The organism is Paenibacillus sp. GbtcB18 (assembly GCF_019091125.1).
GTDB lineage: Bacteria > Bacillota > Bacilli > Paenibacillales > NBRC-103111 > Paenibacillus_F > Paenibacillus_F chitinolyticus.
In genome coordinates this window covers 666,276-680,491 of record NZ_JAGXJX010000003.1, presented here as the reverse complement: position 1 = coordinate 680,491, position 14,216 = coordinate 666,276, and the positions used below count along the sequence as shown (strand labels likewise).

General features: G+C 54.6%; 15 protein-coding genes. 9 read left to right on the top strand and 6 right to left on the bottom strand.

Annotated elements, in window-relative coordinates; all coding sequences use genetic code 11:
• Window positions 1-6: 6 nt before the first annotated feature.
• Both KVT34_RS13390 and KVT34_RS13385 read right to left on the bottom strand, forming a co-directional pair.
• A complete protein-coding gene (locus KVT34_RS13390; protein WP_217559192.1) occupies window positions 7-2,631 on the bottom strand; it encodes a PAS domain S-box protein in 2,625 nt (874 codons plus the stop codon).
• Window positions 2,632-2,782: 151 nt separating this feature from the next.
• Window positions 2,783-4,246, bottom strand: coding sequence for an MDR family MFS transporter (locus tag KVT34_RS13385; protein WP_254634853.1), 1,464 nt, complete (start codon window positions 4,244-4,246; stop codon window positions 2,783-2,785).
• A 289-nt stretch (window positions 4,247-4,535) separates the two neighbouring features.
• Here KVT34_RS13385 and KVT34_RS13380 point away from each other — a divergent pair, with 289 nt between their 5' ends.
• The 3 genes from KVT34_RS13380 to KVT34_RS13370 are packed head-to-tail and all read left to right on the top strand — an operon-like array spanning window position 4,536 to window position 6,041.
• Window positions 4,536-5,006, top strand: a complete 471-nt coding sequence (locus KVT34_RS13380) for a MarR family transcriptional regulator (protein ID WP_254634852.1) — start codon at window positions 4,536-4,538, stop codon at window positions 5,004-5,006.
• Window positions 4,993-5,724, top strand: coding sequence for an AzlC family ABC transporter permease (locus tag KVT34_RS13375; RefSeq protein WP_217559307.1), 732 nt, complete (start codon window positions 4,993-4,995; stop codon window positions 5,722-5,724). Before KVT34_RS13380 ends, KVT34_RS13375 begins: the two co-directional genes overlap by 14 nt.
• On the top strand, window positions 5,715-6,041 hold the full coding sequence (locus KVT34_RS13370; RefSeq protein ID WP_217559188.1) for an AzlD domain-containing protein: 327 nt from the start codon (window positions 5,715-5,717) through the stop codon (window positions 6,039-6,041). The genes KVT34_RS13375 and KVT34_RS13370 overlap by 10 nt, the downstream gene beginning before the upstream one ends.
• Before the next feature lie 127 nt (window positions 6,042-6,168).
• On the opposite strand, the gene KVT34_RS13365 is transcribed toward KVT34_RS13370, so the two are convergent.
• Together KVT34_RS13365 and KVT34_RS13360 are read right to left on the bottom strand one after the other, a co-directional pair.
• Complete coding sequence (locus KVT34_RS13365) at window positions 6,169-6,594, bottom strand: Rrf2 family transcriptional regulator (protein WP_217559187.1); 426 nt, start codon at window positions 6,592-6,594, stop codon at window positions 6,169-6,171.
• A 104-nt stretch (window positions 6,595-6,698) separates the two neighbouring features.
• The gene (locus tag KVT34_RS13360; RefSeq protein ID WP_217559186.1) at window positions 6,699-7,013 is read right to left on the bottom strand and encodes a winged helix-turn-helix transcriptional regulator; all 315 of its coding nucleotides are present in this window, start codon (window positions 7,011-7,013) and stop codon (window positions 6,699-6,701) included.
• Between the two features lie 148 nt (window positions 7,014-7,161).
• On the opposite strand from KVT34_RS13360, the gene KVT34_RS13355 reads away from it, so the two are divergent.
• Together KVT34_RS13355 and KVT34_RS13350 are read left to right on the top strand one after the other, a co-directional pair.
• A complete protein-coding gene (locus KVT34_RS13355; RefSeq protein ID WP_217559185.1) occupies window positions 7,162-7,929 on the top strand; it encodes a DODA-type extradiol aromatic ring-opening family dioxygenase in 768 nt (255 codons plus the stop codon).
• Between the two features lie 70 nt (window positions 7,930-7,999).
• Window positions 8,000-8,416, top strand: a complete 417-nt coding sequence (locus tag KVT34_RS13350; RefSeq protein WP_042227277.1) for a DoxX family protein — start codon at window positions 8,000-8,002, stop codon at window positions 8,414-8,416.
• Between the two features lie 216 nt (window positions 8,417-8,632).
• Here KVT34_RS13350 and cdaS read toward each other — a convergent pair whose 3' ends face one another.
• Both cdaS and KVT34_RS13340 read right to left on the bottom strand, forming a co-directional pair.
• The gene (cdaS, locus tag KVT34_RS13345) at window positions 8,633-9,250 is read right to left on the bottom strand and encodes a sporulation-specific diadenylate cyclase CdaS (RefSeq protein WP_254634807.1); all 618 of its coding nucleotides are present in this window, start codon (window positions 9,248-9,250) and stop codon (window positions 8,633-8,635) included.
• Between the two features lie 173 nt (window positions 9,251-9,423).
• A complete protein-coding gene (locus KVT34_RS13340) occupies window positions 9,424-9,630 on the bottom strand; it encodes a DUF1657 domain-containing protein (RefSeq protein ID WP_217559184.1) in 207 nt (68 codons plus the stop codon).
• Between the two features lie 205 nt (window positions 9,631-9,835).
• Between KVT34_RS13340 and KVT34_RS13335 the strand changes: the two genes are divergently transcribed.
• The 4 genes from KVT34_RS13335 (at window position 9,836) to KVT34_RS13320 (ending at window position 14,192) form a co-directional block, all read left to right on the top strand.
• A complete protein-coding gene (locus KVT34_RS13335; RefSeq protein WP_217559183.1) occupies window positions 9,836-10,696 on the top strand; it encodes a DUF421 domain-containing protein in 861 nt (286 codons plus the stop codon).
• Window positions 10,697-10,877: 181 nt separating this feature from the next.
• Window positions 10,878-11,960, top strand: coding sequence for a lactonase family protein (locus tag KVT34_RS13330; protein ID WP_217559181.1), 1,083 nt, complete (start codon window positions 10,878-10,880; stop codon window positions 11,958-11,960).
• A gap of 203 nt (window positions 11,961-12,163) precedes the next feature.
• On the top strand, window positions 12,164-13,420 hold the full coding sequence (locus KVT34_RS13325; RefSeq protein ID WP_217559179.1) for a multidrug effflux MFS transporter: 1,257 nt from the start codon (window positions 12,164-12,166) through the stop codon (window positions 13,418-13,420).
• Window positions 13,421-13,595: 175 nt separating this feature from the next.
• On the top strand, window positions 13,596-14,192 hold the full coding sequence (locus KVT34_RS13320) for a nitroreductase family protein (protein WP_254634806.1): 597 nt from the start codon (window positions 13,596-13,598) through the stop codon (window positions 14,190-14,192).
• Window positions 14,193-14,216 lie beyond the last annotated feature (24 nt).

Genomic DNA, 14,216 nt, shown 5'->3' with positions numbered 1-14,216 from the left:
GCGGTGTTACGCCTGCTGGAAAGAGAAAAATTTCTGGATCGTTTCGTTGACGGTCCGGCTGAAGATCGGCTTGCTGATATAGTCGTCCATGCCGGCCGCAAGGCATTTTTCCCGGTCGCCTTTGAGCGCGTTTGCCGTAACGGCCACGATGATCGGATATTCTTCGGGCCTAAGCGCTTCCTTAATCATCCGCGCCGCATCAAGGCCGTTTATTTCCGGCATGTGCACATCCATAAACACGATATCGTACCGTTCGGTCAGTGCCGCTTCGACGACCTCGCTGCCGTTGTCCACCACGCGAACGGTATGGCCCTGGTTGGTGAGCATTTTGACGAGCACGAGCTGATTGATCCGGTTGTCTTCCGCAACGAGGATTTTGAGGGAGTTGCCGGAAGCTTTCTCCGCCACCGTCTTGTCTTTAGAAAGCAAAACAGCCTCCTGCGCCGCTTCTTTCAGAACGACGTTGAAGAGGAAATGAGCGCCGGGTTCATCCGGCTGCTCTATCCAGATATCGCCTCCCATTAGCTGGACCAGCTTCTTGCAGATGGCGAGCCCGAGCCCGGTTCCCTCCGTTTCACGCGTCATGGAATTATCGAGCTGATAGAAAGGCTGGAACAGCTTGTCGGCTTTTTCTTTCGGAATTCCGATTCCCGTATCTTTAATCTGGAACAACAGCTCTACGGTTCCCTGCGACTGGGCCTGCTTTTTGACGGAAACCGTAATGTTTCCCGTACTCGTGAATTTCACGGCGTTCCCGATCAGGTTAATGAGCACCTGTTTTAACCGTTTGGCGTCGCCCAGAAGGGTAGACGGCATATTCTGGCTCATGGCGCAGATCATCTCGAGATTTTTTTCTATCGCTTTGGGCGTCAGAAGATCGACGGACTCCAGAATACAGCTGCGGAGATCGAACGGTTCCTCGATCAGCTCGGTTACGCCCGATTCGATTTTGGAGAAGTCCAGAATATCGTTGATGATGCCGAGCAGCGTATCGCCGCTTTTGCGGATGATATTCAAGTATTCTCTTTGCTCCGAGCTGAAGGAGGTCGTTTCAAGCAGCAGATCCGTCATGCCGATCACCGCGTTCATGGGAGTGCGGATTTCGTGACTCATCATGGCCAGAAACTCGCCCTTGGCTTTGTTCGTGGCTTCCGCGCTTTCTTTCTCGATCATCAGCTTTTTCTGTTCCCGGATATCTTTGGCGATAATGTAATACCCGACGTTCACTTCACTGATGATGATGGGGGCGATCGTGGTCAGTACTTCCACGGTGTTGCCGTACTTGTCCGTAATTTTGTCGATGTGTTTATCGGCGGAGGTGTCTTTCAGGGAAGCCTCGAGGATATCCGTAATATCCTCCGTGCCGAACAGCTCCGTGAAGCAGACGCCGATCATTTCGTGAACCGCATAACCCGTCATTTCCTGGGCCATCAAATTGGTGTTCAAAATTTTTCCTTCCAGGTCCATCGAAAAAACGGCATCGTGGTTATATTTTTTCAGCGATGTATAGCGTTCGACCGTTTCCTGAAGCTTGCGTTCAACCAGCTTTCGGTCCGTAATATCTTGAATCGTGCCGTTGATTTTAAGGGGAATTCCCTGGTCCGAATACGTGACAAGGCCGCGGATATGCAGGTAGATTTCTTCGCCGGTTTTCCTCTGTCTCCGGTACTCGAAACTGAGTTCCTTGTTCGCTAAGGCTTTATCCAGCTCTTCTTTAAAAGCAGGATGTAAATCTTCGCTGACCAGGCTCAGGATACCGTGGACAGCGGCGCTTTCGGGATCAATTCCCGACACCTGGAACAGCTGGTCCGAGAAAAGAATCTCATTGCTTGAAATGTCCCATTCCCAGCTTCCCATCAGAGCGATGCGTTGGGCTTCCGCTATGAATTGTTCATTCTTTTTGCGGTCCGAAATTTCTTGGCCGATTTTCAGAGAAAGTTCCTCGCCGTTGTCGCCGATTATTGTCTTCACGGTTAAGTCGAACCAGATGTGGCGGCCGTCCTTATGAAGCAATTTGACTTGCCGCGCACATTCTTCATTTTCGGCGGAAACGGACTGCTCGGTTTGTAAACCGGGAGGGAAGCAGTAAAGCACATCCTCGGAGACCCCGATGAGCTCGTCCGGAGAATATCCCAGTATCCGCCGGATAGTAGGCGCGCAGTCCAGAATCGTCCCGTCGGGAGCCGTATGGTAGAGGAGATCCCGGGAATATTCCGACATCAGCCGGTACTGCTGTTTGATTCGGTTCCAGGTCTGCACGTCTTCTTGGACGGGTGAGAGCTCGGACGCACGCAGGACGAAACACTCGGGTGCCGCGGGCGGATTCCCGTTCAGATGACTTCTTGTAAGCAGAACGGGGATTTCGCGCCCGGATTTATGAATGAAGCGAACTTTTTGTACGTAACTGTCCGGTGAGGATGCTTCCGGCCGTTCATCCTTCCAATCGTCCGGGTGCACAAGGTCTTTTAAAGTCATGCGGGCGAGTTCCTCCGGAGAATAGCCGCACAGGCGGTACCAAGCTTCGTTTACCTGCATCCAAACGCCGTTCCGGGAATACAAGGCAAGGCCGTCTGCCGTATTGGAAAATAAGTGGTCAGCCAGGGACTGAGGATTCATTTGCAGGCGGGTCATGTAAGTTACCATCTCCTTGAGACCGAATAATAAAGATTCAAAATTCATCTATTGGGTTATATACCCGAATTTTAACGAATGAAACAGCCAAACTTCAACAAAAAAAGATGAACAGCATTTCCGGCTGTTCATCTCCGTTCTTCTTATCCGGTCAGGAAGGCTGGCCGGTCTTTTGTTTGGCGGGTACGACCCGGGCGTTCCCCATGAGGAACACAATGATCGCAGCCAGAACGATCGGAATGAGGGCGGCCATGAACGTAAAGGCGATCGATTCGGACAGGGCGTGAATAATTTTGTTTAAAATATCCGGCGGAATCAAGGCGCGTTTGTCCGCTTGGAAAATCTGCTGCGGGTTGCTCATATCGATTCCGGCCATCCCGCCGCCGTTCATTCCCTGGAAGGCGGTTTTGATTTTGTCGGTGAAGACGTTCGCTTGAATGCTGCCGAAAATCGTAATGCCGATGGTCATCCCGAACGATCTCAGAAACGAGTTCGTGGAGGTCGCCGTGCCGCGGTACCGGGGTTCCAGGTCGTAGGTGGAAGCGGTAGGCAGAAGGGAGAACGAGAAGCCGACACCGAACCCGGCTATGATCATAAATACGGTCAGGAGAGCCCTGTTCGTCTCTGGCGTCAAGCCGCCGAGCAGGTACATGCCGGCGAGGAACGAGAAGACGGAAATAATCATCAGATTCCGGAAGCTCGTTTTCGTCTGGAAAATTCCTCCGATCGCGCTGCCCGCCACGCTGCCCAGCATCATCGGTGTCAGGATAAGGCCCGCGTTCGTTGCGGAACCGCCGAAGACGGCCTGCACATAAATGGGGATATATACCGTCAGAATGATGAATGTCGCTCCGTAAAGCAGCGCAAGAAGCTGGGAAGTTGCGAACAGACGTCGTTTGAACAGCCAGAACGAGATGATCGGGTCCTTCGCTTTCCGTTCGACGATGAAGAACAGAATGAAGAACACGGCAAAGCTTGCAAACAGGCTTACGATCGGAACGGAGTCCCAAGCGTATTCCTTGCCCCCGAGTTCCAGGGCGAACATGAGACTCACGACCGCGACGACAAGCGTAATCGCTCCCCACCAGTCGATGCGCTGTTCGACATGCCCGGGAGATTCCTTGTAGGCGCGCATAATAAGCAGCAGCGATACCAGACCGATCGGCAGGTTGACGTAAAACACCCAGTGCCAGCTTATGTATTCCGTGATATAAGCTCCGAGAAGGGGACCGAGCACACTCGCCGAGCCGAACACCGCGCCCAGCAGACCGGTCATTTTGCCCCGCTTCTCAGGCGGGAAAATATCGAAGACGATCGTGAACGCGATCGGCAGCAGCGCGCCGCCTCCGATTCCCTGGATCGCCCGATAAATACTGAGCTGGACGATGCTCTGGGCAATTCCGCATAGGGCGGAGCCCAGCAGGAACACGATTAAACCGAAGATAAAAAAACGTTTGCGCCCGTACATATCGGACAGCTTGCCGAAGATCGGCATTCCGGCCATCGTCGTCACCATGTAGGCGGACGTGACCCAGACGAACTTGTCGAAGCCGCCCAGATCCGAGACGATGGTGCCCATGGCTGTGGCGACAATCGTGTTGTCCATGGCGGACATCAGGATAGCCAGCAGCAGCCCGGCAACGACCCGGTTAAGATTGTTGTCTTTCTGAATCAAGGGGAAATCCTCCTCTGAATAAGTTGCGGTTCCAAGTTTAACGGTCCTTTTTCCGGCGTCTGGAAGACATCTCCTTTGCAAAAAAAAGTTTATTCGTTAAAATGAATAAACAATCTCGTCAACCCCATTATCTTGATTATCGAGATAATTTCTAGTTTATGAGGAGGAATTTTACTTGTCAAGCGTTTTGCCCGAATCTGAAGAGAAAGCGCTGGAACTGATCGGTCATATGCGTAAAATGTCTACGCGAATCGTACTTTTTCAGCAAAATGCGGCACATTCCCTAGGGGTCATACATACCGATTTGAAAACGGCGGACATCTTGAACGAAAAAGGACCGATCACGGCAGGAGAACTTGCCAAGCTGACCGGGTTGACTACGGGAACCGTCACGGCTCTGATCGACCGGTTGGAGCAGGCGGGATTCGTGCGCAGAGAGAAGGACCCACACGACGGCCGCCGTGTCATCATCGTTCCGGTTAAAGAGAAGCAAAAGACGATCAAGGCGCTTTATAAGCCGCTGGGAACGATGACCCGGGAAGTTTGCGAGGCATATACGCCGGAGCAGCTGGATCTCATCAATACGTTCCTCTCGCGAATGGTCGGCGTATTCGAACAGGCGAATAATGCCGTGAGCGGGCCGAAACCGGATGACCGGTGCTGCAAGAACGGCCGGTCCGAGAGACATGAACACGAATAGGCCGGTACCGGAAACGGAGAAGCGCTCAGACGGGGACAGCTTTCTCCAAGGGGTCAAAGACTGCGTGCCTACGCTTCTGGGTTATTTGAGCATCGGATTTGCGGCGGGCGTCGTGGAGAAAACCGCGGGGATGAGTGTCGCCGAGATCGGGTTGATTTCTTTGCTTCTCTATGCGGGGTCCGCCCAATTTATTGCCGCCGGTATGATTGCCGCGGGGACCCCGGCCGTTTCCGTTATCGTGACCCTGTTCTTCGTCAACCTGCGCCATCTCTTGCTCAGTGCGGCTCTGGCCCCTTATTTCTCCAAGTATACGTGGTGGAAAAATATCGCGACCGGCACTCTGCTGACGGACGAAACGTTCGGTGTTGCCTCAAGCCGGGCGGCTCAAAACGGGGAAATTCCCTACAAATGGATGCTGGGTTTGAATGTGACCGCTTACCTGAACTGGTTCGCGGCGAATATGGCCGGCGGCCTGATGGGGGAGCGGATCGCTCATCCGGAAAAGCTAGGACTGGAGTTCGCCCTTCCGGGGATGTTCATCGGCCTGCTTATCCTTCAAATGGCCGCACGGCGTAAAATCCGCACCGACTTAGCGGTGGCGGTCACGGCGACTGCCGTGGTAGTTGGAGGAAGCCGCTTCCTGGACAGCGGACTCACGGTTATCGCCGCCATACTGGTCGCGGCGACGGCAGGGATGGTGATCGAGAAATGGAAGTGAGCGAACTCGTCCTGTGGATCATCGTCGGCAGCGCCGCCGTCACCTGGATTCCCCGCGTGCTGCCGCTGCTCGTACTCAGCCGCATGAAGCTCCCGGAATGGGGAATCCGCTGGCTGCAGCACGTGCCGGTCGCGGTTATGGCTGCGCTGCTGGCCCAGGAGCTGCTCTTGACAGACGGCCGGTTGTCCGTGGCGGATAATGCGTACAAGCTGCTGGCCGCCCTGCCCGCTCTGGCCGTTGCGGTTTATACGCGCAGCCTGTTCGGAACCGTGATCGCGGGGGTGCTGTCCCTGGCCGCACTCCGATTATTCTTCTAAGACGCACTAAAAAAGACATCAAGTCCCGCCTGATCGGCCGGTCCGGATGTCTTTTTTTGTTGGCTGAATCCGCTTTCGCGATTTCATAGGGGTATTCGCCCGCCTGCACGAACGATCCGCGGGCAGACTATTCGCAGCGGGCAAGATCCGCTACGATATCGGCCAGGGTAACGCCGTCAAGCTCCCGCTCCATAGCAAGCTGAGCCCGGTTGAACTGAGTTTCGAGCGTGCTTTGGATGTTCTTGCCGACCGGGCAGTCCGGATTCGGATTCTCGTGCATCGCGAACAGCTCGTCCTGCATGTCCGCCTGAACCGCCCGGTAAATATCGAGCAGAGTGATTTCGGCAGGAGCCCGGCCCAGAGCGGCTCCGGCGACTCCGGGGCTCGTCCGGGTCAAGCCCGCTTTATTCAGCATGCCGGTAATCCGGCGGATGACGACCGGATTCGTACGGACGCTTCCGGCTATATATTCGGACGTGTTGCGGCCTTCTTTATTCAGCTCCAGCAGCGATAAAATGTGAACGGCTACGGCAAAGCGGCTGCTGATGGTCATGAGTCTCACCTCCGTCAAACAGATGCGGACGATAATCATTTACGCGCATATGCGAACTTCTAAATAGTATAGGTACGCGCATTCCCACTGTCAATCCTCGCGTGTCATTCGGGCTGAAGCCAGGCGGAAGACCATTGCTCCACTCCGCGGATGACCGGCTCCAGGGCAAGTCCTTTCTCCGTGAGCGAGTACTCGATTCTTACCGGCGTTTCGGGATACACATTCCGCCGGATAATGCCTTCCTGCTCAAGCTCTTTCAATCTTTCGGACAAGATTTTCCCGCTTAAAGGCAGATTCGATTCTATCGTACAAAAACGCTGCGGTCCCGATAAAAGCTGATAGACGATGAGGCCGGCCCAGCGTTTGCTGATGAGCTGCATTCCTTTTTCAAAGCGGGGACATAAGTTAGATTCTTTCATCAGGCATCCCTCCTCCCTCCAGTATACGCTCATTTTGCTAATAAAAATATAGTAACAGCAAATAAATAAATTGCTTGACATTATAAAGTTACAATCATACACTAGGTTACGAAAAGTAACTTAATAAACTTTAAAGGAGGCTGGCTCCATGATTCCTTCGTTGTTTTTAGCCCACGGTTCACCTGCGCTGGCTATTCAAGATACGGAGTATACGAGCTTTTTACGGGAATTGGGACAGCAGTGGAAACCGAAAGCGATCGTTATTTTTACGGCTCACTGGGAGAGCGAGGTTCTGACCTTGACTTCGACCGACGAGACGTACGAGACGATTTACGATTTTTACGGGTTTCCGGACGAACTCTACAAGGTTGCCTATCCGGCCAAAGGGTCCGTCAAGCTCGCTTCGCGGTTGGAAGGGCTTTTCCGGGAAAAGGGGATCGAAGTCGATACCGACTCCGCAAGGGGACTCGACCATGGTTCGTGGACGCTGCTTTACAAAATGTTTCCCGAAGCGGACATCCCCGTGATCCAGCTTTCCGTCAATCCCTATCTTCCGCCGGATAAACAGACCGCTATCGGTGAAGCTCTGCGCGGGCTGGGGGAAGAGGATATCCTGGTTATCGGCAGCGGAGTAACGGTTCACAATCTCCGGATGGTCAACTGGGGACAGGAGGAACCGGAACCGTGGGCCGTCGAATTCGACGACTGGCTTATCCGGCACACGCTGGAGCGGGATAAGAACACCTTGTACCGCTATGAAGCGCTCGCCCCCCACAGCCGTATGGCCGTGCCTAGAGCGGAGCATTTCGTCCCGTTTTTCCTTGCGCTCGGAAGCGGAAGCGAAGAACGGACACCACGGGTCATTTACCGCGGTTACGAATTCGGAACATTGAGTTACTTGTGTTTGCAATTTTGATTCTGATTTCCGGACGGAGTCCATATGAATAAACCGGAAACCAATTACAACCATTAATGGGAGGATGTTGATGATGAACGGGAAAACAGAAATCGGTCTGCTGATCGTCAGGCTGGTATTAGGGGTAACGTTTCTGGTCCACGGGCTGGACAAATTTCAAAGCGGGCTGGGGAATATCGCCGGCTGGTTTGAGAGCATCGGCCTTCCCGGCTTTCTGGCGTATGTAACGGCTGTTATCGAAACCGTAGGGGGTGCCGCAATCATTCTCGGCCTCGGAACCCGGATCGCTGCCGCCTTGTTCGGCGTGCTGATGATCGGAGCGATGTTCAGCGTCAAGTTCTCCGCCGGGTTTACCGGCAACGGACAATCCGCGGGTTTCGAGCTGGATCTGGCGCTTTTCGCTCTCTCCTTACTGCTCGTATTGACCGGCAGCCGCTATTTGGCGGTAGACAGTCTGTTCGGGCGCTCCCGGCAGACGGAAAGCTGATGCGAAGCGGCGGCGAACGTTCCCGCCGCGGAGCCGGCCCTGAGCGCAGCTTGAACCGGGCCGGCCCAGGCTAAAAGAGCCGTGTCCCGGCCAATAAAGCGGGTCCTGGCTAAAGCGGGCTTTCCGGTTTTTCGGGTTTTCCGCGCCCGGACCCGTCACTCAGCATCCATGCGATGCTGAGTTTTTTTGCTGCGCTGAGATGTGCGAAAGCGGCCCTTACCGGGGAACGATCGGGTACAAGTATCCCTTGGAAGCGAAAGAGACGCGACCCGTTTCCTCCGACACGACGAGGACGATGGCGTCGCTCAGCTCCGTGAGCCCGATGGCCGCCCGGTGCCGCGTGCCGAGCTTAGGCTCCGCCTGGACGATATGGGAGAGGGGAAGAATGTTTTTGGCGGAGACGATCTGGTTGAACTTGATCAGGACGGCCCCGTCGTGAAGCGGCGTTCCGGGATAAAACAGCGATTCCAGCAGGGACTGCGTGACCGACGCCCCGATGGCGACTCCCGGCTGGATAAGCCCGTCGAGCGAGTCGTTGCGCTGAACGACGATCAAGGCGCCGTGACGCCGCTTGGACAAATTTTGTGCACTGACGGACAGTTCCGTATATTTATCGGTGAACGGGGAGAGGTAGCAGTTCAAGTAAAAGGTGGACGCCTTGGACTCGATATTCAGGAAATTTTCTTTAATGCCTTCAATTTCGCCCAGCATACAGTGATTTTCTTCGTCCAACGTTTGAATGCTGCGCTGAAGACGGAGAACCAGCTTCTCCAGGTCGTCTTTCAAATTCTGTTTCATCGGTGAAAAATCGCAATCGGCATAAGGGATCGCCAATGGGAACACATCCTTTTCGCACAATGATAGTTGGTTTCATTGTTTGCAGACTTCCGCAATAATACACGGCAGACCCAGAGCTAAGTCCTGCCACCCGCCTTACGTTGCCGTAAACGGGAAGGACGCAAAAAAAGCTCTGCCGGCCCGAGCCGGCAAAGCTTTTACGATCATGGTCAGAAGCCTTGGTATTGCGGTTCTTCGTTTTCCAACTGCTCAACGCGGCCTTGTACCTGGGTGACGACTTCCTGGGTGGTTTTGGCGGCATTTTCGAAGAGAGATTTCGCGTCCTGGTTTTGTGTGCTCAGGGCGAAAGCTTCCAGGCTCGCTTGGGCGCTTTTCAGGGAAGCCAGGCAAGTTTTTACTTGGGAGCCGACTGTCAACGTATACACCTCCTTTTCCGTGAAATCCTTTGATTGGACAAAAAGTAATCTAACCGGACACCCCCGGTTTCATTCATGCGCGGGTTTAAAAAGCGACCGGCTCTAAATGGCCCCGGGGAAGAATAAAACGACCCGGAAAAGGACAACTTTTTTAGGAACCGGAAAGATAAATTTAAGGAGAACCGACAGAAGGAGGGACCGGATTATGCCGGATTGGATCGTGGTTGTTTTACGGACCCTGATGGTCATCGTGATCGTCCTGGCCGCAGCCAAGCTGCTCGGGAAGAGGCAGAACAGCCGGTTGACGTTTTTTGAAGTGACAACGGGGGTCGCCGCAGCCGTCCTGGCCGTCTATATAACGCTGAGCCGCACCGCCGATTGGTATTTGGGAATTATAGCTCTGTTCGTGTGGGTTTTGGCTGCCGTCGGAATCGGATTTCTCCAGGTGAAAAGCAAAGCGGCCCGGGATTTCATTGATAACCGGGAAACGATTCTCATTAAAAAAGGAAAGATTATGGAAGAAAACCTGAAGAAGGAACGGCTGACTACGGACGATCTGCTGCAAAGCCTGCGCAGGAAAAACGTGTTCCAGGCGGCCGACGTCGAGTTTGCGGTGATGGAAGCGAGCGGGGAAATCAACGTACTTCTGAAAAAGGAAAACCAGCCTCTGACCCCGAAGCACCTCGGCATTAAAGTGGGCCCGGCGGAAGAGCCGCAGGCTGTGATCATGGACGGCAAGGCGCTCGACGAGCCTTTGGCCGCCATCGGTCTCAACCGGGGCTGGCTCCAGACGGAGCTGGAAACGATGGACGCGACCATCGACAACGTTTTTCTGGGTCAGGTGGACTCTTACGGAGAGCTTTACGTCGATTTGTTCGACGACAAGCTGCAGGTTCCCCAGCCTCAGAAAAAAGCGGTCCTGCTCGCCCAGATCAAGAAATGCGAGGCGGACATCGAGATGTTCGGCCTTTCCACGAACGATCCGGAAGCCAAACGGATGTTTGAAGAGTGCTCCAGGTCCATGGAGGAGATGATTTCCGAAATCAAGCCGCTTTTGTCCCGCTAGCAAGGGAACGCAGGCGGAAAGTATCCGGGCACCCGCGGGGGTTCAGTTTCCCTGTACGGGTGTTTTTTATTTTAGGGAATTAGTTTGATTTTTATGGCAGGAAGCGTGTACATTTAGAGAAGCATACCGCAGTACATACATAAAAGTTGTTTCACGCATTTATAATGAGGAGGAATGAGTAATGTCCGGTCAAGGAGAACGTTTGCTGGTCTTTGTCGGTTCTTATGCGGAATCGGAAGGCCCGGGTGTGTATGTGATGGAATTAAATGAAGAAACGGGAGCGCTTAGGAAGCTGGATGAGGTATCCGGCCTCAAAAATCCCACGTTTCTGAACCTGGATGTTCAGGGACGCAAGCTATACGCCATTTCCGAGGAAACGACGAGCGAGGGCGCCCGGACCGGGTCCGCTTACGCGTATACCATTGATCCCGCGCAGGGGAGCTTGACCGAAATGAACCATGCGGTCACCGTAGAAGCGCCGACCTGCCATATCCAGAGGGATGCGAGCGGACGCTACCTCGTCGTGGCGAGCTATCACAGCGGCCTCGTCGGTCTCGTCGAGGTGCGAGCGGACGGCACAGTCGGCAGACTGCTCGACGTGAAGAAGCACGAAGGTCACGGGGCGGACCCCGAGCGTCAGGAGCAGCCTCATCCGCACTCGGCGTTCTTCAGCCGGGACAACCGGTTCGTGTTCGTACCGGACCTGGGCCTGGACCGCATCGTATCCTACGCCCTGGATACGGAGAACAACGTGCTGAAGCCGCATGGCGAAGCCGCCGTGCCTCCGGGAGCGGGTCCGCGTCATATGGCGTTCCATCCCGGTGGCAAGCTGGCGTTTGTCATCAACGAGCTGAGCTCCACGGTGACGTCTTTTCACTATGACGAAGAGTCAGGCGTTCTGGAGCCGATCGAAACGGTGACGACGCTGCCCGAAGGGTTCACGGGCGAGAGCTATTGCGCCGAGATTCTGGTGTCGGAAGACGGCGCATACGTGTACGGCTCCAACCGGGGTCACGAAAGCATCGTCGTCTATTCGGTGGACGAGGCAAGCGGGAAGCTCACGGTTGTGGAACATGTGTCCGTGGAAGGCAAGCATCCGCGCAACTTCGCCTTGACGCCGGGCGGCAAGTTCCTGATCGCGGCAAACCGAGACACGGACAACATCGCCACGTTCCGTGTGGACCGCTCCAGCGGCAGAATCCAGTATACCGGGCAGTCGGCCGCGGTATCGAAGCCGGTCTGCGTGCGGCCGGCTTATTTGTAAGTGGCGCCGTTACCGGTAACGGCAAAAAGGAAAAGCGGAACGTCTGCATGCGGACGTTCCGCTTTTTTTGCGGGATTCCCGGAAGGGTGTTGACAGCTTGTAACTTTATAAGTTACAGTAAACGTTGTTCTTTTTACGGGAGCTTTCGATTATAGTAGGAATCGGACAAAGCAATCAAAATTCACAAGATAGGGTTGAATCGGATGAGTAACAACAGTCTCGCCGCAGCGGAAGGAGCCGGCCGTTCGCGGAAATTTACGCTTGCCGTCATTCTCGGTTCTCTGTCGGCTTTCGGACCGCTGTCGCTGGATATGTACCTGCCGGCGCTTCCCAAACTGGCGGACGATCTGCATACGACGGCTTCGCTGGCACAATTGAGCCTGACCTCCTGTTTGCTCGGCCTTGCCATCGGGCAGGTGTTTGCAGGCTCCATCAGCGATATCAAAGGCCGCCGGGGGCCGCTTATGATCGGCCTCGCCGTTTATACGGCCGCATCTCTTCTGTGCGCGATCGTGCCTTCCGTCTGGGGGCTTATCGTGCTCCGCTTCATACAAGGAATGGCCGGGTCTGCGGGCATCGTGCTGTCGCGGGCGGTTGTGCGGGATATGTACAGCGGATCCGAATTGACGCGGTTCTTCTCGCTCCTGATGCTCATTAACGGAGTGGCGCCGATCCTTGCGCCCATTGCGGGCGGGCAGCTGCTTCAGTTCACCTCCTGGCAGGGCGTGTTTATCGTGCTGGCTCTGATCGGCGTGATCATGCTGCTCGCATCCTGGAAGGGGCTTCCCGAAACGCTGCCCCCGGACAGGCGGACGAAAGGCGGCGTCAAGCAGACGGTCGCCACGTTCAAAACGCTGCTGCGCGACCGGATTTTTATGGGTTACGCGCTGTCGCAGGGTCTGGTGGCCGCGGCTATGTTCGCTTATATTTCGGGATCGCCGTTCGTGATCCAGAATATATTCGGCGCCTCGCCCCAGATGTTCAGCCTGTTCTTTGCCATCAACGGCTTGGGCATTATTCTGGCGGGTCAGATTGCCGGGCGCCTGGCCGGAAGGGTGAGCGAGACGAAGCTGCTGATCAGCGGCCTGATCATTGCCGGTCTCGGGGGCATCACGCTTCTTGCGATGATTCTTGCCGGAGCCGGACTAACGGCCATCCTGATTCCGTTGTTCTTTGTGGTGTCGAGCGTCGGGATCGTGAACACGGCGGGATTTTCTCTGGCGATGCAAAACTACGGGCATTCCGCAGGCAGCGCTTCGGCTTTGCTCGGCCTGCTGTCGTTTATTTTCGGCGGGCTTGTCGCCCCGCTGGTGGGGATCGCGGGGAGCGGCACGGCCGTTCCGATGGGGATCGTTATCGCGGCGGCGGACGTTGGCGCCATCCTTTGTTATTATTTCATGGTCAAGCGTCACATACCACGCGCCGGACAGTCGGCCGAATCGGCGGCGGGCACGCGCTGACGATTCGCAAACGGTTGAATCCTTTTGCTTCAAGCAGTTGAAGCGGGAGGATTCAGCTTTTTTTGTGCCCAAATCAACCCTTATTTCCACTCGCTAAAAAAAAGATGCTTTTTTATTCGAAATAGGTTACACTATAAAAGTAGGTAACTTACAAAAAAGAGGTGGCTAAGAAATCATGGATTTTAATACTGCTGTAAAAAACAGACGTTCGATCTATGCGATCAGCAAAGAAGCCGTCGTATCGGACGAGAAAATTGTGGAACTGGTAAACGAAGCTGTTAAACATACGCCTTCTTCTTTTAACTCTCAAAGCGCGAGAGTGGTCGTTCTGCTGAACGAACAGCATGACAAGTTCTGGGATCTTACAACGGAGATTCTGCGCGGCATCGTTGGTGACGGCGAGAAGTTCGAAGCAACCGCCCAGAAAATGGGCCTCTTCAAAAACGGCTACGGAACGGTGCTGTTCTTCGAAGACCAGGCTGTCGTGGAAGGTCTGCAGCAGCAATTCGCGGCCTATGCCGACAACTTCCCAATCTGGTCCCACCATTCTTCCGGCATGCTTCAATTCGTCGTATGGACGAGTCTGGAAGCCGAAGGTTTCGGAGCTACCCTGCAGCACTACAACCCGCTCGTCGACGAAGCGGTGCGCACCGAATGGAACGTGCCTGCAACCTGGAAACTCGTGGCTCAAATGCCTTTCGGCAAACCTGCCGCAGAAGCCGGCGAGAAACAGTTCCAGCCGCTTGAAGACCGCGTGAAAGTGTTTAAATAAACCTTTCGGCTTCGTCAAAAAGAC

Excerpts from the sequence above, each read along its gene's own strand:
- KVT34_RS13390 (WP_217559192.1), bottom strand. The coding sequence starts at position 2,631 with ATGACCCGCCTGCAAATGAATCCTCAGTCCCTGGCTGACCACTTATTT.
- KVT34_RS13385 (WP_254634853.1), bottom strand. The coding sequence starts at position 4,246 with ATGTCCGCCATGGACAACACGATTGTCGCCACAGCCATGGGCACCATC.
- KVT34_RS13380 (WP_254634852.1), top strand. The coding sequence starts at position 4,536 with ATGCGTAAAATGTCTACGCGAATCGTACTTTTTCAGCAAAATGCGGCA.
- KVT34_RS13375 (WP_217559307.1), top strand. The coding sequence starts at position 4,993 with ATGAACACGAATAGGCCGGTACCGGAAACGGAGAAGCGCTCAGACGGG.
- KVT34_RS13370 (WP_217559188.1), top strand. The coding sequence starts at position 5,715 with ATGGAAGTGAGCGAACTCGTCCTGTGGATCATCGTCGGCAGCGCCGCC.
- KVT34_RS13365 (WP_217559187.1), bottom strand. The coding sequence starts at position 6,594 with ATGACCATCAGCAGCCGCTTTGCCGTAGCCGTTCACATTTTATCGCTG.
- KVT34_RS13360 (WP_217559186.1), bottom strand. The coding sequence starts at position 7,013 with ATGAAAGAATCTAACTTATGTCCCCGCTTTGAAAAAGGAATGCAGCTC.
- KVT34_RS13355 (WP_217559185.1), top strand. The coding sequence starts at position 7,162 with ATGATTCCTTCGTTGTTTTTAGCCCACGGTTCACCTGCGCTGGCTATT.
- KVT34_RS13350 (WP_042227277.1), top strand. The coding sequence starts at position 8,000 with ATGATGAACGGGAAAACAGAAATCGGTCTGCTGATCGTCAGGCTGGTA.
- KVT34_RS13335 (WP_217559183.1), top strand. The coding sequence starts at position 9,836 with ATGCCGGATTGGATCGTGGTTGTTTTACGGACCCTGATGGTCATCGTG.
- KVT34_RS13330 (WP_217559181.1), top strand. The coding sequence starts at position 10,878 with ATGTCCGGTCAAGGAGAACGTTTGCTGGTCTTTGTCGGTTCTTATGCG.
- KVT34_RS13325 (WP_217559179.1), top strand. The coding sequence starts at position 12,164 with ATGAGTAACAACAGTCTCGCCGCAGCGGAAGGAGCCGGCCGTTCGCGG.
- KVT34_RS13320 (WP_254634806.1), top strand. The coding sequence starts at position 13,596 with ATGGATTTTAATACTGCTGTAAAAAACAGACGTTCGATCTATGCGATC.